General features: G+C 72.2%; 14 protein-coding genes. 1 reads left to right on the forward strand and 13 read right to left on the reverse strand.

Annotation, left to right across the window (positions count from 1 at the left end):
- Nucleotide 1 precedes the first annotated feature (1 nt).
- From ACT2CW_RS00495 to purN, 8 genes are all read right to left on the reverse strand, one after another.
- A complete protein-coding gene (locus ACT2CW_RS00495; RefSeq protein ID WP_037953567.1) occupies nucleotides 2–457 on the reverse strand; it encodes a hypothetical protein in 456 nt (151 codons plus the stop codon).
- Entirely contained in the window at nucleotides 450–2,339 is a 1,890-nt protein-coding gene (locus ACT2CW_RS00500) for a hypothetical protein (protein WP_445515120.1), read from the reverse strand. Before ACT2CW_RS00500 ends, ACT2CW_RS00495 begins: the two co-directional genes overlap by 8 nt.
- A gap of 185 nt (nucleotides 2,340–2,524) precedes the next feature.
- Nucleotides 2,525–3,514: a malate dehydrogenase gene (locus tag ACT2CW_RS00505; RefSeq protein ID WP_445515121.1), complete on the reverse strand. Its 990-nt coding sequence runs from the start codon at nucleotides 3,512–3,514 to the stop codon at nucleotides 2,525–2,527.
- A gap of 359 nt (nucleotides 3,515–3,873) precedes the next feature.
- Nucleotides 3,874–4,938, reverse strand: coding sequence for a DUF2690 domain-containing protein (locus tag ACT2CW_RS00510; RefSeq protein WP_445515122.1), 1,065 nt, complete (start codon nucleotides 4,936–4,938; stop codon nucleotides 3,874–3,876).
- Between the two features lie 580 nt (nucleotides 4,939–5,518).
- A complete protein-coding gene (locus ACT2CW_RS00515; RefSeq protein ID WP_445515123.1) occupies nucleotides 5,519–5,989 on the reverse strand; it encodes a DUF3017 domain-containing protein in 471 nt (156 codons plus the stop codon).
- Nucleotides 5,979–6,866, reverse strand: coding sequence for a bifunctional methylenetetrahydrofolate dehydrogenase/methenyltetrahydrofolate cyclohydrolase (locus tag ACT2CW_RS00520; protein WP_037953392.1), 888 nt, complete (start codon nucleotides 6,864–6,866; stop codon nucleotides 5,979–5,981). The genes ACT2CW_RS00515 and ACT2CW_RS00520 overlap by 11 nt, the downstream gene beginning before the upstream one ends.
- Nucleotides 6,867–7,043: 177 nt before the next feature.
- Nucleotides 7,044–8,609: a bifunctional phosphoribosylaminoimidazolecarboxamide formyltransferase/IMP cyclohydrolase gene (gene purH, locus ACT2CW_RS00525; RefSeq protein ID WP_138915179.1), complete on the reverse strand. Its 1,566-nt coding sequence runs from the start codon at nucleotides 8,607–8,609 to the stop codon at nucleotides 7,044–7,046.
- Nucleotides 8,606–9,262, reverse strand: coding sequence for a phosphoribosylglycinamide formyltransferase (gene purN / locus ACT2CW_RS00530; RefSeq protein WP_037953387.1), 657 nt, complete (start codon nucleotides 9,260–9,262; stop codon nucleotides 8,606–8,608). Before purN ends, purH begins: the two co-directional genes overlap by 4 nt.
- 401 nt (nucleotides 9,263–9,663) lie before the next feature.
- Between purN and ACT2CW_RS00535 the strand changes: the two genes are divergently transcribed.
- Nucleotides 9,664–10,497 carry a hypothetical protein gene (locus ACT2CW_RS00535; RefSeq protein ID WP_445515124.1) on the forward strand — a complete coding sequence of 278 codons (834 nt, stop codon included), beginning with the start codon at nucleotides 9,664–9,666 and terminating at the stop codon, nucleotides 10,495–10,497.
- Nucleotides 10,498–10,575: 78 nt separating this feature from the next.
- Here the strand turns inward: ACT2CW_RS00535 and ACT2CW_RS00540 are convergent, their stop codons facing one another.
- From ACT2CW_RS00540 to ACT2CW_RS00560, 5 genes are all read right to left on the reverse strand, one after another.
- Nucleotides 10,576–12,453 (reverse strand): cell division protein PerM, encoded by a 1,878-nt coding sequence (locus ACT2CW_RS00540; protein ID WP_445515125.1) that lies wholly within the window; start codon nucleotides 12,451–12,453, stop codon nucleotides 10,576–10,578.
- A 208-nt stretch (nucleotides 12,454–12,661) separates the two neighbouring features.
- Nucleotides 12,662–13,546, reverse strand: coding sequence for a succinate--CoA ligase subunit alpha (gene sucD / locus ACT2CW_RS00545; protein ID WP_182472470.1), 885 nt, complete (start codon nucleotides 13,544–13,546; stop codon nucleotides 12,662–12,664).
- 21 nt (nucleotides 13,547–13,567) lie between these two features.
- Nucleotides 13,568–14,740, reverse strand: a complete 1,173-nt coding sequence (sucC, locus tag ACT2CW_RS00550; RefSeq protein ID WP_414081615.1) for an ADP-forming succinate--CoA ligase subunit beta — start codon at nucleotides 14,738–14,740, stop codon at nucleotides 13,568–13,570.
- A 347-nt stretch (nucleotides 14,741–15,087) separates the two neighbouring features.
- Nucleotides 15,088–16,428 carry a hypothetical protein gene (locus ACT2CW_RS00555; protein ID WP_445515126.1) on the reverse strand — a complete coding sequence of 447 codons (1,341 nt, stop codon included), beginning with the start codon at nucleotides 16,426–16,428 and terminating at the stop codon, nucleotides 15,088–15,090.
- Nucleotides 16,429–16,527: 99 nt separating this feature from the next.
- The gene (locus tag ACT2CW_RS00560) at nucleotides 16,528–17,415 is read right to left on the reverse strand and encodes a hypothetical protein (protein WP_445515127.1); all 888 of its coding nucleotides are present in this window, start codon (nucleotides 17,413–17,415) and stop codon (nucleotides 16,528–16,530) included.
- Nucleotides 17,416–17,504 lie beyond the last annotated feature (89 nt).

Here is a 17,504-nt window from a genome sequence, read left to right on the forward strand (position 1 = left end):
CTCACCCGCCCAACAGCGCGCCGACCGCCTGTCCGACGGCGACGCCCGAGGCGAGCATGCCGACACTGGCGCTCGCGTCCTGCAACATCACCCGGATCCGGGCCAGTCGGCCGGCCCCGGCCCGGCCGGTGCGCTGGATCTCGTCCTCGGTCCGGTCCAGCTCGTCGGAGAGCGCGCCGACCTCCGGGCTCGGGACCACCCGCCGCAGATCCTCGGCAAGCCGGCGAACGGCCTCCAGCAGCTCCTGATAGGCGGGGTCACAGGGGGCCTCGGCCTGACGTCCGTTCACGATGTGGTTGTGGTCGCCGAAGCCGATGGCGCTGCCCTGCACCTTGCCGAACCGGATGTTTCCGAACGTGCTCCCGCCGCCCGCCGCCGGGGTCGTGCCGCCACCGCCCGCGTCCGCCGCGTGGTCCGCGCCGCCGCCCATGTCGCTACCGTCCTCCGTGTCAGCCATCGCCATGGCCGCCTCCCGCTCCATTGCTCCCGGTGGTGTTGCTGATGGTGTTGTGGTCACCGAAGCCGAAGGCGCTGTGCTCCGCGGACTCGATGAAGACTCCGCCGCCGCTCACATTGATGACCTTCTGCTCGAACTCACCGGTCTCCCAGCCGGCTTCGTCGAGCGCCCTTCGCACGCCGTTGGCCACCCGGTCCTCGACGCTCTTCAGATAGCGGCTGACATCCATCTCCTGGAAGAGCGATGCGCCGGCGTCGCTGCCCAACTCCCGCACCGATACCCAGGGTCCGTCGGGGATGGCCGCCTCATAGCCCCCCGCGTACATCCGCCAGAGGAAGGCGGCCGAGCGGAAGGCATAGATGATCGCCCGGCCCGCCGCCGTGGGCATCCGCCCCAGCGCCCAGATCGCCTTGCCCGGCAGCCCGCCGCGGCGGTGGGAGTCGGAGAGCCGGTCGACCGCCCGGAAGTCCGGGCGGATCGGGCGCAGCACATGCGGGGCAAACTCCAGCATCAGCATGCCGCCCTGCGTATGCACCCGCACGAAGACCGTGATGACGACCTCTTCCCGCCATGCGCCGACGCGGATCCGCAGGAAGTGCCGACGGATCTCACCGCCCTCCTCGACGGCCTCCGCCCGCTCCCGTGCGAAGTCCGCCTCGCCGTACGGCACGAAGGAGCGGCTCCGTAATCCGGTGACCTTGAGGAAGACGCATTCGTCGAGCTCCAGGCCGCGCAGCCGGTCACGGCTCTCGGCGACGGCGCGAGCGGTGCCCTGCGCGGGGACGGCGCCCTGCGCGGGGGCGGTGCCCTGGACGAAGGAGATGCCCTGGGCGGACGGAGTGCGCAACTTCTCGACCAGCGGTCGGATCCGCTCCAGGATCACGCGGTTGTCCAGCGGCACCGGATCGCCGCCCTCGCGCGGCCGCAGCTCCACGGCGAGGGTCCAGGTGTCATGGGCGGTGCCCGCGCCGAGGAAGGGGTGCCGATCGTGGTAGAGGATCACCGGTGAGTACTGCTCACGGCGGATCAGGGCCCGCACCCGCTGGAAGCGCCCGCCCTCGAACCGCTCCGCGGGGTCCGCGGCGGGGTCGGCGAAGGTCTCCGGCTCCAAGTCGGTGGCCAGCACCCGGGCCACATGCTCACGGTGCAGGGCGACCGCGGCGGCCATCGCGGCCGGGATCACCAGCGCGAACCAGGCAGCCGTGGTGTCCGCCCCGGTGATCAGGATCGGTGCGAGGTCCTGCAACACGCCCGGATCGGACTGCCCGTCCGTGAGCGCCTGCGTCAGGGCGGAGAACACATAGGACAGCAGGGTCAGACAGCCCAGCGCCCGCAGCACCGCGGCCGCCCGCCGCCGGGTGAGGGTGACCCGGTCGGCTCCGGGGTAGTCGGCACGGAAGGCGCCCATGGCGCCGCCCCTGGCCCAGGCTGCCAGCAGGAGCAGCGCGCAGGAGAGCAGGAAGAGATAGAAGAAGCCCTGGGCCAGCAGGAAGTCCAGCACCCATAAGGACACCAGCAGCGCGGTCCAGCACGCCTCCAGACGGCGCGCGCGCAGCGCGTGCGCCAGCACCCGGACCGCGTCGATGCCCAGTGAGGGCGCCACGGCGCGCTCCTCGTGGACATACAGCTCGTCCACGACCGCGTCCCGGAAGTCGTCGTCCAGATAGGCGCCCGCGCATAACAGCCGGGTGGCCTCGCTGGTGGCGTGAGGAGAGGCGTCAGCGGCAGTACGCGAAGAAGGGACGGGCGGTGGCGGCTCCGCCCGCGACCGCGGCAGACGAGCGGAGTGACCCCCTACCAAAGGACCAGCACCGGCAGAAGGACCAGCACCACCAGAAGAATCAGCACCGGCAGAAGAATGATCACCGCGCGTATTGGCCATGTTTCCCCCCGAGGCCGTAGCAACTGCCTCCACGGTAGGGGAAGATGGCCCGCGATTACAGTGCATGGCCGAAGGGTCACACTCCGGAGTGAATACCGGAATGTGACCCTTCGGAAACAACCGCGCCGGGGCGGGCCGGTGCGCGTCAGATCAGGCCCGGGTGCGTCAGATCGGGCCGGGGCGCGTCAGATCAGGCCGAGGTTCCGCACGGCGTCGCGCTCGTCCTCGAGCTCCTTCACCGACGCGTCAATGCGGGACCGCGAGAACTCGTTGATGTCCAGGCCCTGGACGATCTCGAACTTCCCGTTCTTCGCGGTGACCGGGAACGAGGAGATCAGACCCTCCGGCACCCCGTACGAACCGTCGGAGACCACACCGGCGGAGGTCCAGTCGTCGGCGTCGGTGCCGTTGACCCAGGTGTGGACGTGGTCGATGGCGGCGTTGGCGGCGGAGGCGGCCGAGGAGGCGCCCCGCGCCTCGATGATCGCGGCACCGCGCTTGGCGACGGTCGGGATGAAGGTGTCGGCCAGCCACTGCTCGTCGCTGACGACCTCGGCGGCGTTCTTGCCCGCGACCTCGGCGTGGAAGACGTCCGGGTACTGGGTGGCGGAGTGGTTGCCCCAGATCGTCAGCTTCTTGATCTCGCTGACCGGGGCGCCGGTCTTCTTCGCCAGCTGCGACAGCGCGCGGTTGTGGTCCAGCCGGGTCATCGCGGTGAAGCGCTCGGCCGGTACGTCCGGAGCGGCGGCCTGGGCGATGAGGGCGTTGGTGTTGGCCGGGTTGCCCACGACCAGGACCTTGATGTCGTCCGCGGCGTGGTCGTTGATGGCCTTGCCCTGCGGCTTGAAGATGCCGCCGTTGGCCTCCAGCAGATCGCCGCGCTCCATGCCCTTGGTGCGCGGGCGGGCGCCGACCAGCAGCGCGACGTTCGCACCGTCGAAGCCCACGTTCGGGTCGTCGGAGATGTCGATGCCCTGGAGCAGCGGGAAGGCGCAGTCGTCGAGCTCCATCGCGGTGCCCTCGGCGGCCTTCAGCCCCTGCGGGATCTCCAGGAGGCGCAGTTTGACCGGCACGTCCGCGCCGAGAAGCTGACCGGAGGCGATGCGGAAGAGCAGCGCGTAGCCGATCTGGCCGGCCGCGCCGGTGACGGTGACGGTGACGGGAGTGCGGGTCATGGCGGTCTCCTGCGCTGTGTTGTCAGTCCAAGATCTCTTGGTGTCGAGATACTTGCGTCAGGCTATCCGACGGCACCTGACCCACGTTCTCTCGGGCCATTGTGTAGCCGCTCACCGTGCGTTCCGGACCGCCGCGCAGCTGGGATCACCGCGCAGGGGGCGGGATCACCGGGCACTTTGGCGGCCGCCTGCCAGGAGGGGGAGTGCAGGCGGCCGCCCAGTGCCGCACCCGTGGGGGGGCTCGGGCAGCGCCTGCCCCGATTCCCCCGGCTCATTCCCCCCGGTTTCATGAATTCCTCCGGACGGGCTCCGGACCAGCTCCGGGCGGCCGCTCGGACGGGCCTCACTCCCCCGCGCGCTCAGCCCTGGGCGCCGGGGGACGTGCAGGCGCGCGTACCGCCGCCGAGGGTGGCGCACGCGGTGGCCCGCGCGGCGGAGTCCACCGGGATCATCTTGGTGTAGGCATCGCCGTCTGCGCCGACCCTGCCGCGCTGCGAGCGGGCCGCGCCGCCGTTCGCGCCCGGCGCCTTGACCTGGATGACATCGCCCGGGGCGGCCCGGGCGACCCGGGCCCAAGCCGCCTTGCAGGTCTCGCTGTAGCGGACCTCGACATACGCGGTGCCGACGGTGACGTCCGCTGTCGTCGTCGCGGCAGCACCGCACCCCATGGCCTGCGGATCCTGGCCGGTGCAGTCCTGCCCGGCGCACTTCACGCCCTCCGGAAGCTGCTGACGCGCGCTGGTGGCCGGTGCGGTGGTCGGCCGCTCCCCGCGCTTCTCGCCGTCGCCGCCCGCGTCGAGCAGCAGGACGGCCCCGGCGACGAGCAGGAGCGCGCCCACGAGCCCCCCGGCGAACAGCGCGGCGACACGCTTCCGCCCCCTCGGGGAAGGCGACGACGGAGAGAACGGCGCGGGCGACGGCGGCTCGGCGGAGTCCGGTGCCCGCCCGGCAGAGGCCGCGCGAGCCGGGAGCACCGGAGCCGTCGCGACCAAGGGCTGCTCCGGATCGGGCGGTTCGACCCTCGGCCACTCGTTCCCCGGGGAGTGGCCGTTCTTCCGGGCGTCCGCCCCCCGCGCCGCCGGGTCGAACTGCTCGATGGCGGCCCGCGCCCGCGCGACGCCGATGGCCTCCATCGTCACGTCGTGCCGCGTCTCGGAGCGGCTCCAGGCCCGCTCCGCCAGCTCCCACAGCATGCCGAGGTGGTGGACGTCGGCGCCGGTGGCCTCGGCCAGGGCCTCCACCGCGCCCCGCGGGGGCAGCAGCCGTCCGTCGAGGTAGCGCTCCCAGGAACTCTCGCTGTGGCCGGTGCGGTCGGCGACGGCGGCGACGCTCAGCCCGCTGCGCTCGACCAGCGTGCGCAGTCGGCCGATGAACTCCCGGACCTGCGGATCGAGTTCCTCCGGTAAGTCCCTCCAACGAGGCATTGCCTTCCCCTGTCCCCCCGCACGTACCTGTCAATCTCCCGCGCCGCGTCCGCTGTTGGCGTCCTCGGGCCCCGAACTGACTACCCAAAGGGATGCCTTGCCCCAGGATGTCAGCTCTTCAGGCGGGGGCGCATCGGAGCATTTCGTGCACCGGTACGCACTCCCTCACACCCGGCTCGTCGTTGCACAGCGGAGACCTCGTGCTGGAACGGTCACTTCCGCGCCACAGGGGTCCCACGCTCATTGATCCGGCACAGCTCACGCACAACCCTGATTACCAGGCGGTCCGTCCTTCTTCGGGGGAGAGGGCGGACCGCCGCCGGACCATTGGGATCCGGCCACAACGACGGCGGCCCGTCCTTCCACGGGGGAGAGGACGGGCCGCCGTTTCACGTCGTCGGCTAAGCGCTCCGCGGGAAGTGCCACGAGATGCCGTCGTGCGTCTGCGGCCGCATCGTGGCTGGTCGCGCCCACGCGGCGGAGCCGCATATCGACACAGCCGCGGCGGAGCCGCATATCGACACAGCCCCGCGCCCCTTCAGGGCGCTGCCCGAACCGTAGTGGACTCCCTCCGACCTGCTCAGCGCACCGTGAAATGCACCACGTCGTCAAGGAACGGGATCGACACCCAGGGATTCGGCTGGGCCATCAGGGACAGCAGCACGATCGCCGCGCCCAGCAGTCCGTAGGTCAGCATGTCGGTGAAGCGCGACCGCACCGCGAGCATCCCCACCTCGGGCAGCGCCCACCGGAAGAAGGCGCCCGCCAGCAGGGACAGTCCGATCAGCACCGTGCCCGCGCGGAAGGCGTCCAGGGCGACGATCAGCAGCCCCAGGCCCACCCCGCCCATCACCGCGAGCAGCGGCCACTGCCGGGCGGGCGCCGGAGCGGCACCGGGCGCGGCCCGGCCACCGCCCTCCGGACGCGCGGTGTCCCGGGTGATCAGCGGGAACCGGCGCGACCTGCGGATGAACCGGCCGGGCCCGGCCAGCGGCGCGGGCGGCTCCTGCGGCTGCTCCCCGGCCGTCGGCTCGCTCGCCTCAGCCGTCATGGCCGGCACCGGCGTCGGCGGCCGCCTTCGCGTCCCGCTCCGCGGCCTCCACCACGTTGACCAGCAGCTGGGCGCGGGTCATCGGGCCGACCCCGCCCGGGTTCGGCGAGACCCAGCCCGCGACCTCGGTCACGCCGGGGTGCACATCGCCCGCGATCTTGCCGTGCTCGTCCCGGCTGACGCCCACGTCGAGCACCGCCGCGCCCGGCTTGACGTCCTCCGGCTTGACCAGGTGCCGCACCCCGGCGGCCGCCACGATGATGTCGGCCTGACGCAGGATCCCGGGCAGGTCGCGGGTGCCGGTGTGGCAGAGGGTGACCGTCGCGTTCTCCGAACGGCGGGTCAGCAGCAGCCCGATCGACCGGCCGACGGTGATGCCGCGGCCGACGACCACCACATGCGCGCCGTTGATCTCCACACCGTGGTGGCGCAGCAGCTGGATGACGCCCTGGGGCGTGCACGGCAGCGGGCCGCTCTCGTTGAGCACGAGGCGGCCGAGGTTCATCGGGTGCAGCCCGTCGGCATCCTTGACCGGGTCGATCAGCTCCAGCACCCGGTTGGCGTCGATGCCCTTGGGGAGCGGCAGCTGGACGATGTAGCCCGTGCAGGACGGGTCCTCGTTGAGCTCCCGGACCGCCGCCTCGATCTCCTCCTGGGTGGCGGTCTCGGGCAGGTCACGCCGGATGGAGGCGATGCCGACCTCGGCGCAGTCGCGGTGCTTGCCCGCCACGTACCACTTGCTGCCGGGGTCCTCGCCCACCAGCACGGTCCCGAGGCCGGGATGGATGCCCTTGGCCTTCAGCGCCTCCACGCGGCTGACGAGATCGGACTTGATCGCGGCTGCGGTTGCCTTGCCATCGAGAATCTGGGCGGTCATGGCTTCATCCTCCCGGATGCGGGGACGTCGGATCCAATCAGGGGCCGGTCGGGACCGGACCGGCGAAGGCCGCGCCCCGTGATCCGGTCGGGGTGCGGCCTCCTGTGCTCGTTCGGCGATCGCCCGGTGCTCACTCGGCGATCGCCCGGTGCTCGCTCGCCGGCACTCGGTGATCGCTCAGTGGAAGAAGTGGCGCGTGCCCGTGAAGTACATGGTCACACCCGCCTTCTGGGCGGCCTCCACCACGGCCTCGTCACGGACCGAGCCGCCCGGCTGCACCACGGCCCGCACGCCCGCCTCGGCCAGCACCTCGAAGCCGTCCGGGAACGGGAAGAAGGCGTCGGAGGCGGCGTACGAACCGGCGGCCCGCTCGGCACCGGCCCGCTCGACGGCCAGCTTCGCCGAGTCCACGCGGTTGACCTGACCCATGCCGACGCCGACCGTGGCGCCGCCCTTGGCGAGCAGGATCGCGTTGGACTTCACCGCGCGGCAGGAGCGCCAGGCGAAGGCCAGCTCGGCGAGGCCGTCGGCGTCCAGTGCCTCGCCCGTGGCGAGGGTCCAGTTGGCCGGGTCGTCGCCCTCGGCCTGGAGGCGGTCCTTGACCTGGACGAGCGTGCCGCCCTCGATGGGGCGCTGCTCGGCGGCCTCCGCCGGCGACTCCGCGCAGCGCAGCACCCGGATGTTCTTCTTACGGGCGAGCGCCTCGACCGCGCCGTCCTCGTACGCCGGGGCGACGATCACCTCGGTGAAGATCTCGGCGACCTGCTCGGCCATGGCGACCGACACCGGGCGGTTGACGGCGATCACCCCTCCGAAGGCCGACAGCGGGTCGCAGGCGTGCGCCTTACGGTGCGCCTCGGCGACATCCGCCCCGACCGCGATCCCGCACGGGTTGGCGTGCTTGATGATCGCGACACAGGGCTCGGTGTGGTCGTACGCGGCCCGGCGGGCGGCTTCGGTGTCCGTGTAGTTGTTGAACGACATCTCCTTGCCGTGCAGCTGCTCGGCCTCCGCGAGCCCCTTACCGCTGCCATCGGTGTAGAGGGCGGCGGGCTGATGCGGGTTCTCGCCGTAGCGCAGCACGTTCTTACGGGTGACGGTGGCGCCCAGGAAGTCCGGGAAGGAGGAGTCGTCCGCCGCCGCGTAGTCAGCCGCGAACCAGTTGGCCACCGCCACGTCGTAGGCGGCGGTGTGCTGGAACGCCTCGGCCGCCAGCCGCTTGCGCCGCTCCAGGTCGAAACCGCCCTCAGCGGCGGCCTCGAGGACGTCGCCGTACCGCTCGGGGTTGACGACCACGGCCACGGACGGGTGATTCTTGGCGGCGGCCCGGACCATGGAGGGGCCGCCGATGTCGATCTGCTCGACGCACTCGTCCGGCGCGGCGCCCGAGGCGACCGTCTCGCGGAACGGATAGAGGTTGACCACGACCAGCTCGAAGGGCTCCACGCCCAGCTCCCGGAGCTGCTCGCGGTGCGAGTCGAGCCGCTGGTCGGCCAGGATGCCCGCGTGGACGCGCGGGTGCAGCGTCTTGACGCGGCCGTCGAGACACTCGGGGAAGCCGGTCAGCTCCTCGACCTTGGTGACCGGGACCCCGGCGGCGGCGATCTTCGCGGCCGTCGAGCCGGTCGAGACGAGCTGGACACCCGCCGCGTGCAGCCCTCGGGCCAGCTCCTCGAGACCCGTCTTGTCGTAGACGCTGACCAGCGCGCGGCGGATGGGCCGCTTGGTACCTTCGGCGGTCACGGGATCCTTACCTTTCGTCCCTCTATGCGGTAGCCGTGACGGGCCAGACGCCCCACGACCTCGACGAGCAGCGAGCGCTCGACTTCCTTGATCCGCTCATGGAGAGCGGACTCGTCGTCCTCGTCCCGGACCTCGACCACGCCCTGGGCGATGATCGGACCGGTGTCGACGCCGTCGTCGACGAAGTGGACGGTGCATCCGGTCACCTTCACACCGTGCGCGAGCGCGTCGCGCACGCCATGGGCGCCGGGAAAGCTGGGGAGCAGCGCGGGATGGGTGTTGACGCAGCGGCCGCCGAACCGGGCGAGGAACTCCTGGCCCAGGATCTTCATAAACCCGGCCGAGACCACCAGGTCCGGCTCGTGGGCGGCGGTGGCCTCGGCCAGGGCCGCGTCCCACTCGGCGCGGCCGGCGTGGTCCTTGACCCGGCACACGAACGTGGGGATCCCGGCGCGCTCGGCGCGCGTCAGGCCCTCGATGCCGTCGCGGTCGGCGCCCACGGCCACCACCTCGGCGCCGTACCGGGCCACACCCTCGGCGGCGATGGCGTCGAGCAGCGCCTGGAGATTCGTACCGGAGCCGGAGACGAGGACGACGAGGCGGACCGGGCGCCCGGGGCGCGCAGGACTGGCGGGGGAAGGCGGGGAGGCCACGGCGGGGCTCTTTCTCGCGGGCGGTGCTGCCGTTTGTGTGGTCGTACAAGGTCGCGGACTCATCAATTCCGGGGAACTCTACGAAGCCGCCGACCGTCAGCAACGATACCGGCACACGAAGCGGCCCCCAGGGGACGGGGGCGGGCACGGGAGGTAGCGTCTGGACTGCGAATGCAACTGACGCCACTGACGCCGTGGGAACGACCGCCGCACCCGCGCCCCGAGCCGGACGGCACCGGCCGTACCCGCGCCGTACGGCACCAGGCCGTACCCGCCCCGGCGTGCAGGACGACGACACAAGGGGAAGACACACTCCACATGCCGGACCGACGCCGCCGCGCGGCTCATCGCCTCACTCCGCCCCCCGCCCAGGCCCGGGGGCGGCGATGAGGCGCGCCCGCATGTCGCGCACGACGCCGCTGCTCCGGGAGCAGCAGTCGTCGTCCTCCTCGTCCTCGTCCGCCCCCGGCGGGCCGAACGGGGACCAGCACGAGGACAATCCGTTCGCCCCGCCGCCCGAGGGCAGGCCGGACCAGCCCTGGCGGCCCCGGCACCGGCCGGACGGCTCCGGCGGGGAGAGCGGCGAGGGCCGCCCCGGGGCCCAGGGCGGCCAGGACGGGCCGGACGGCGACCAGAGCGGTGAGCAGCCGCAGCAGCCCCCGGCCTGGGGCAGCCAGTGGAGCAGCCGCCAGCCCGGCCGCCAGAGCGGCGGCTTCGGCGGCGCCCCGGGCTCCAACCGCCCCTCCGGCCCCGGCGGGCCCGGCGGCCCGCGCTGGGACCCCAACGACCCGGCCCAGCGGCGCGCCCGGTACGCGCTGCTCTCGGGCATGTGGGCGTTCTTCTTCGCCCTCTTCAGCCTGCCGCAGATCGCGCTGCTGCTCGGGGTGCTGGCCCTGTACTGGGGCATCAGCTCGCTGCGGGCCAAACCGCGCCGTACGGCGCCGTCCCCGGCCACGGCCGCGCCCCTGAACGCCCCGCCCCCGCCTCCGGGCGCCGCCCGGGCACCGCTGCCCGCGCCCGGCAGCGGCCCGGCGAAGCCGCAGTCGACGGCGGCGATCAGCGGTCTGGTGACGGGCGGGCTCGCGCTCGCCATCGTCGCGGCGACGTTCAGCTTCCAGGTCGTCTACAGCGACTACTACACCTGCGTGGACGACGCCCTTACGCAGACCTCGCGCCACGACTGCGAAACCTTGCTCCCCGAGCAGCTCCGCCCCCTGCTGAGCACGCAGGACTGACGGCACCGGGCCCGCGCGGCGGAAGCTTCGCAACCGCCTTACGGTTCGCGTCCGCGCGGCCGACGGCTCCCGACCGCCTTACGGTTCGCGGCGGGCGTCGTCCGGCGGCGGCGTGAGCTCCGTGCGCGAGGGGGTCGGGGCGGGCTGTGACTCGACGAGCGGCTGCGGCTCGGGAGCGCGCTTCCGGCTCAGCGCCCAGCGGCGCGGGCGGACCGCCCCGGTGGCGTCCGGGGTGCCCGCGGGCGTCGCGAGCCCGGCCATCGTGCCCACACCGGTTTCGCGTCCGGTCTCCCGCCCTGTCTCCCGTCCCGTCTCCGCACCGACGCCGGTGGCCGCCTTACGGTTGTTCCGCTTGCGGTCGGCGCCCGACGCGCCCGGGCGCAGCCACTGCCACCACGGCTCGGCCATCGCCTCCCGCACCTCGGCGGACTCCATGGGCGACACCGTGGGCAGCACCGCCGCCCGCGCCTCCGCCTCGGCCGCGGCCCGCGCCGCACGGGCGGCCTTGGCCTCCGCACGGGCCTCCCTGGCCGCCGTACGGGCCTGTGCGCGGGACGTCCGGCGCTCCGCCCGCGCCGCCTTCCACTCCGGCCAGGAGGCCCTGGTGGGGACGCACAGCCGGTACCAGCGCAGCACCATCGCGCCGGGCACCCCGATCACTCCCGTCCAGGCCAGCGTGATCATGCCTGTGCGCCACCAGCTCGGGCCGAGGTCGGCGAGGATGCCGATGCCCAGCGGTCCGCCCGAGACCCCGGCCAGCAGCGCCATCGCGGCCGCGCAGCCGACCGCCGCCAGCGCGGCGAGCACCAGCGTCTCGGCCCAGCCCCAGGGCGGCCTGGGCTCGCCCTTGCCGGGCCGCCGCACCGCCGCGATCCCGATGAACCAGGCCACCGACGCCCCGGCCGCGATCCCCGTGAGCCAGACCAGCGGCCCGCCGGAGCCGTCCGTGGGCAGCGCGGCGACCAGGGGGAAGTGCGGCAGCTGGGGGTAGGAGGTGATGCCCAGCGGCGCGACCACACTGCCGCCGCCGACCGTGAACCCCGCCCCGACCCCGTACGCGGCGCCCCAGACGATCGCGTTCGGCAGCAGCGCCAGGCTCACCAGGAGCACCGCGAACCGCCCCGACCACACATCGCTGAGGTTGAGGAAGGTCACCTGCACGGCGCCCGCGTGGCTCAGCATCGACGTCGCCGTAAGGAGCGCACCGCTGCCGAGCAGGACGACGAGACCGCTGGTCCCGGCCCGTAGCGCGGCGGTCAGCCGACGGCGCCGACACCAGCTCCGCGCGGCCAGGAACGCGGCCGTCCTTACGGTCCATTCGGCGCCGGGGAGCCGTCGCAGTCTCTCGCTCACCCGCCCGGGCAGGCGGAGCGGGAACCGTCCGTCGGCCGTCCACACGCCCACGGCGGCGATGGCCCCGGCGACGACCGGCAGATGCAGCAGCGCGCTGAGCGGATCGACACGCAGCGGCCCGGTCGCGGCGTACACCGCGGCGGCGGTGCCCACCAGCAGATAGCCGCCGGTCACCCAGGCGAAGGCGGTGCGCGGATCGACGACGGACTCCTCGGGCACCCACTGACCGTCGCCCTCGTCGGGCTCCGCCTGGTAGACGGCGTGCTGGGCGGCCCGGTACAGCAGCCAGCACGGCACCACGCTGAGCAGCAGCGGGGTCAGCCCGACCGGCGCCGTGTGACCGGAGAGCGTCTCGGTGCGCACGAGGTCGGCGCCATGGCCGAGCAGCCACAGGTCGGCGGCGACATGCAGGGCTCCGTCGGGGCTGCTCTCGGGGGACGAGGAAGTGATCCACAGCAGCAGTACGACCACGGCGAGCGTGCCGAGGCCGAGCCCCGCGGCAACCACACCGCCGAGGAACGCCTCCCTGATGGCGGAGGAGCGCCGGGGCGCTGAGCGGTCGCGTGCGGACACCGACGGGCTGCGATCGGTCGTTTGCGTCACATGACCATGCTGCCAATAACAGCCGTTTCATCCCTACATCAAGGGTTTGGTCGCCGTGTCGCGGCTAGTCCGCTTATGCGTCTTTTATAGAGTCATGGGATGGATGGGTGGCTTGCCGCGTTCCGACCGGGTATCCGTCGCCCGGGAACGCCGCGGGCCCGCACCACAACGAGGTGGTACGGGCCCGCGGCATCGAGCCGTGGCGGCGTCAGCCGGCCAGCGCGGCGCGCGCCAGGCGCGCGGTCTCGGACGGGGTCTTGCCGACCTGCACGCCCGCGGCCTCGAGGGCCTCCTTCTTCGCCTGGGCGGTGCCGGAGGAGCCGGAGACGATGGCACCCGCGTGGCCCATCGTCTTGCCCTCGGGGGCGGTGAAGCCCGCCACATAGCCGACGACCGGCTTGGTGACGTTGGCCTTGATGAAGTCCGCGGCCCGCTCCTCGGCGTCGCCGCCGATCTCGCCGATCATCACGATCAGATCGGTGTCGGGGTCGGCCTGGAAGGCGGCGAGGGCGTCGATGTGGGTGGTGCCGATGATCGGGTCACCGCCGATGCCCACACAGGACGAGAAGCCGATGTCCCGCAGCTCGTACATCATCTGGTAGGTCAGCGTGCCGGACTTCGACACCAGGCCGATCCGGCCGGGCTTGGTGATGTCGGCCGGGATGATGCCCGCGTTCGACTGACCCGGCGTGATCAGACCCGGGCAGTTCGGGCCGATGATGCGCGTCTTGTTGCCCTTCTTGCCCGCGTAGGCCCAGAAGTTGGCAGAGTCGTGGACCGCGATGCCCTCAGTGATCACGACGGCGAGCGGAATCTCGGCGTCGATCGCCTCGATGACCGCGCTCTTGGTGAACTTCTCCGGGACGAAGATGACCGTGACATCGGCGCCGGTGGCGTCGATGGCCTCCTTGACGGAGCCGAAGACCGGGATCTCGGTGCCGTCGAAGTCCACGGTGGTGCCGGCCTTGCGCGGGTTCACACCGCCGACGATGTTGGTGCCCGAGGCAAGCATCCGCCGGGTGTGCTTCTGCCCTTCGGACCCGGTCATCCCCTGGACGATGACCTTGCTTTCCTTGGTGAGGAAGATAGCCATGGTTTCTGGTGACCTCGTCCCTTACTTCGCAGCCAGCTCGGCGGCACGCTCGGCCGCGCCGTCCATGGTGTCCACCTGCTGGACCAGCGGGTGGTTGGCGTCGGTGAGGATCTTGCGACCCAGCTCCGCGTTGTTGCCGTCGAGGCGCACGACCAGCGGCTTGGTGACGTCCTCGCCCTTGGACTTCAGCAGCTCCAGGGCCTGGACGATGCCGTTGGCGACCGCGTCACAGGCAGTGATGCCACCGAAGACGTTGACGAAGACCGACTTGACGTCCGGGTCGCCGAGGATGATCTCGAGACCGTTGGCCATCACCTCGGCGGAGGCGCCACCGCCGATGTCGAGGAAGTTGGCGGGCTTGACGTTGCCGTGGTTCTCGCCCGCGTAGGCGACGACGTCGAGGGTGGACATGACCAGACCCGCGCCGTTGCCGATGATGCCGACCTCGCCGTCGAGCTTGACGTAGTTGAGGCCCTTGGCCTTGGCGGCCGCCTCGAGCGGGTTGGCCGCGGCCTTGTCCTCGAGCGCCTCGTGCTCCGGCTGCCGGAAGGCGGCGTTCTCGTCCAGGGAGACCTTGCCGTCCAGCGCGATGATCTTGCCGTCTTCGGTCTTGACCAGCGGGTTGACCTCGACGAGCAGGGCGTCTTCCTTGATGAAGACGGTCCACAGCTTCTGGAGGACCGCGACGACCTGGTCCGCGATCTCGGCCGGGAACTTCGCGGCGGCGACGATCTCGGCGGCCTTCTCCTCGGTCACGCCCTCGATGGCGTCCACCGGGATCTTGGCGAGCGCCTCGGGGTTCTGCTCCGCGACGACCTCGATCTCCACGCCGCCCTCGACCGAGGCCATGGCGAGGAAGGTGCGATTGGTGCGGTCCAGCAGGAAGGAGACGTAGTACTCCTCCTTGATGTCCGCGGTCTGGGCGAGCATCACCTTGTGGACCGTGTGGCCCTTGATGTCCATGCCCAGGATCTGGGTCGCCTTCTCCACGGCGTCGGCCGGGTCGGAGGCCAGCTTGACGCCGCCCGCCTTACCGCGGCCGCCAACCTTGACCTGCGCCTTGACGACCGCGCGGCCGCCCAGGCGCTCGGCCACCTCGCGCGCCGCCTCAGGCGTGTCGATGACTTCACCGGCCAGCACCGGTACACCGTGCTTGGCGAAGAGGTCCCTCGCCTGGTATTCGAACAGGTCCACGCGCGTCCGTCCCTTTTCCATGGATATCGCGGTCGTTATCAGCGCGGGCGTGCCGCGGGGCCAGCGTGACGACGCGATCTGTAACGAGGGCGGCACACGTTCGCCGGGTACGCGGCATGTCCGCCTCGCAGGTTATCTCCGTGGGCCGTGCGGCCCTAAATCGCAGATCACACTGGAGCGGTGATTACGGTCACAGATCGCGACCGTTTCCATCTATCTCCGTACGACAACCGGGCAGCCCCCTCCCCAACGAGGGCTGCCCGGTCGATGACGCTTGCCTTACGGTTTTACGGTTTCGCGGCCTGCTCGGCCTTCACGGCCTGACTGTCTGACGCCCGCCGGAGCGATCAGACGGTCGGAAGCGTGCCCGGAACGGTCGGCAGCTGGACCGGGACGGAGGGCAGGTCGGCCGGGAGCTGCGGCAGGTCGGCGGGGACCTGCGGGAGGTCGGCCGGGACGGTCGGCAGGTCGGTGGGCAGCTGCGGCAGGTCGGCCGGGACGGTCGGCAGGTCCGCGGGGAGCTGCGGCAGGTCGGCCGGCAGCACCGGGAGGGCCGGGATGTTGGCGACGTCGGTCAGGTCGGTGGGCACCGCCGGGAGCAGGCTCAGCGCACCGTCCTTGGCGTTCCCCACGGTGGTCTGGGCGTTCCCGACCACGCCGGTGGCCAGGCCGTGGGCGAACGGCACGGTGGTGCCCGCCACGTCCTGCGCGAACGGAACGGCGGTGGACGGCACGCTCACCACGACCGGCACCAGGCGGTCGACGGTGTCCTGGGCGGCCGGAACCACGTTGGAGGCGGTGCCCAGCGCGAAGCCCTCGGCGCTGCCGGTAACGACGTCCGCGTACGGGGTGGTGCGGGCCACGGCGTCGTCGGCCAGCGCACCGGTGTCACCCACGGTCCGCTCGGCGACCGGGACGACCTTGACCACGAGGCGGTACACGGCGGGCGGCAGCACGTCCGAGGCCACACCGTCGACGACCGGCTTGGTGGTGCCGACGGCGCCCTGCACCTTGCCGGTCAGCTCCTCCGGGCGGATACCGGCGCCGGAGAGGGAGGCGAGCAGGTCATTGGCCGAACCCGGGGCGGTGGGCAGCTTCGGGGTGGCGGGGAGCTCTGTGGGCAGCTGACCGGTGACGCCGTCGACGTTCGGCAGCGCGCCGGTGGGCAGCGTGGAGGTGTCGGGCAGGGTCGGCAGCGAGCCGAGGCCGGGCAGCCCGGGCACGACGCCGGGGACCTCACCGGTGGGCAGGTCGAGGTCGGTGGTCTTCTTGACGGTCTTCTCGACGCCCTTGACGGCCTTGTGGGCCTTCTTGACGACCTTGTCCGGCTTGCCGGCGACGTCGCCGGTCAGGCCGTCGGTTGTGTGCTCGACGGTCTTGGTGACATCCGAGACCCGCGGCAGGTTCTCGGCGCCGGGGACGCGGTCGCGCACCGGGGCCGTGACGCCGTCGACGGTGGAGGCGGCGCCGTCCACGGTCTTCTTCGCGGTGTCGGTCACCTTGGAGGTGTCGGCCACGCCGCCGGTCACACCGTCGACCGTCTTGGTCACGCCGTCCACGGTGCTGGTGACACCGTCGGTGGAGGGCACGGCCGGGTTCTCGGCGGCAGAGGCGGCGGCCGAGCCGAGGGCCCAGATACCGGTGGCGGCAGCGGCTACGAGGATGGAGCGGCGAAGGTTGTTGCGCATGCTGGAGGAAGTCCTTCGAAAGTCAAGAGAGGTTTCGGACGGGCAGACCTGACCCGCCCCCGCGCGGCAGGTCTCAAACAGACGGGAGTGAGGTCTGCCCTAGCCGGGGAATTCGAGGACTTCGTTGAACCGCTCGCGCGTCGGCGCCGAGCTCTCCGCGCGGACCGTACCGGGCTTCAGTCCGAAGGACGGCACGCCGGACGGCGGAAGAGCGGCCTGGGTGTTCCCACCCCGGGAGGCGCCGCTGTCGCCGGTGTACTGGGAGGTGGCCCCGAGCGGGGACCGCGGAAGGGGCAGCGGCGCCGGGGCGCCACCGTCCGGACCGGTGCCGGAGAACGCCGCCCGGACGACGGGCCCGTGCCCGTCGTGGGAGACGGCCGCGTCGTGGTGCGCGAAGACGGCCTGGGCGTGTGCCCCGGGCCCCATCGGCTCCTGCGCCGCGGGCGCCGCCTTGTGCACGGTCGCCGGCTCGGCCTCGGCCGCGTGGTGCTCGGTGGCCGGGCCGTGGTGCCCCGCGGAGCCCTGGGGGCCCACGCCGATCGCGTCACCGATGCCGACCTCGGGAAGGCGCACCGGCAGCTCACCGCTGGTGGCGCCGCCGACCAGGTCGTCTATCGGCTCGGTGATCTTCTGCGCCTGCCGCTCGACCGGCTCCTGGATGGGCCGCACGGTCTCCCGTACGACCTCCTCCGCCGTATCAGTGGTACGCGCCACCACGGGCGGTGCGTGCCGCTCCGCATGCTGCCGCGCCCGCTCGACACCCGACTCGACACCCGAGGGGTCGAGCATTCGGGACACGTGGGAGCGGTCGGCCGACGCGCCGACGGCAGCGCCCTGGTCGCTCCGCTCGGCGGCGTGAGCGCTGCCGCCGAAGAGGAACGCCAGGGCGAGGAAGCCACCGAGGAAGAGCGCCGCCAGCAGCGCCCGCCGCGCGGCCACCGTGCGCGGCAGGCGCACGGCGACAGGCATGGCGGACGTGACAGACACGAGCGGGGCCTTCCCTGAGTACGAGGCGTACAACGGGCACGTAAGCGTGGCGATATGGCTTGTGGGCCGCCGGAACAGGACGACATCGC

Source organism: Streptomyces sp. NEAU-174 (assembly GCF_052665095.1).

Excerpts from the sequence above, each read along its gene's own strand:
- ACT2CW_RS00555 (WP_445515126.1), bottom strand. The coding sequence starts at position 16,428 with ATGCGCAACAACCTTCGCCGCTCCATCCTCGTAGCCGCTGCCGCCACC.
- ACT2CW_RS00520 (WP_037953392.1), bottom strand. The coding sequence starts at position 6,866 with ATGACCGCCCAGATTCTCGATGGCAAGGCAACCGCAGCCGCGATCAAG.
- sucD (WP_182472470.1), bottom strand. The coding sequence starts at position 13,546 with ATGGCTATCTTCCTCACCAAGGAAAGCAAGGTCATCGTCCAGGGGATG.
- ACT2CW_RS00535 (WP_445515124.1), top strand. The coding sequence starts at position 9,664 with ATGTCGCGCACGACGCCGCTGCTCCGGGAGCAGCAGTCGTCGTCCTCC.
- ACT2CW_RS00495 (WP_037953567.1), bottom strand. The coding sequence starts at position 457 with ATGGCTGACACGGAGGACGGTAGCGACATGGGCGGCGGCGCGGACCAC.
- ACT2CW_RS00510 (WP_445515122.1), bottom strand. The coding sequence starts at position 4,938 with ATGCCTCGTTGGAGGGACTTACCGGAGGAACTCGATCCGCAGGTCCGG.
- ACT2CW_RS00500 (WP_445515120.1), bottom strand. The coding sequence starts at position 2,339 with ATGGCCAATACGCGCGGTGATCATTCTTCTGCCGGTGCTGATTCTTCT.
- ACT2CW_RS00505 (WP_445515121.1), bottom strand. The coding sequence starts at position 3,514 with ATGACCCGCACTCCCGTCACCGTCACCGTCACCGGCGCGGCCGGCCAG.
- ACT2CW_RS00515 (WP_445515123.1), bottom strand. The coding sequence starts at position 5,989 with ATGACGGCTGAGGCGAGCGAGCCGACGGCCGGGGAGCAGCCGCAGGAG.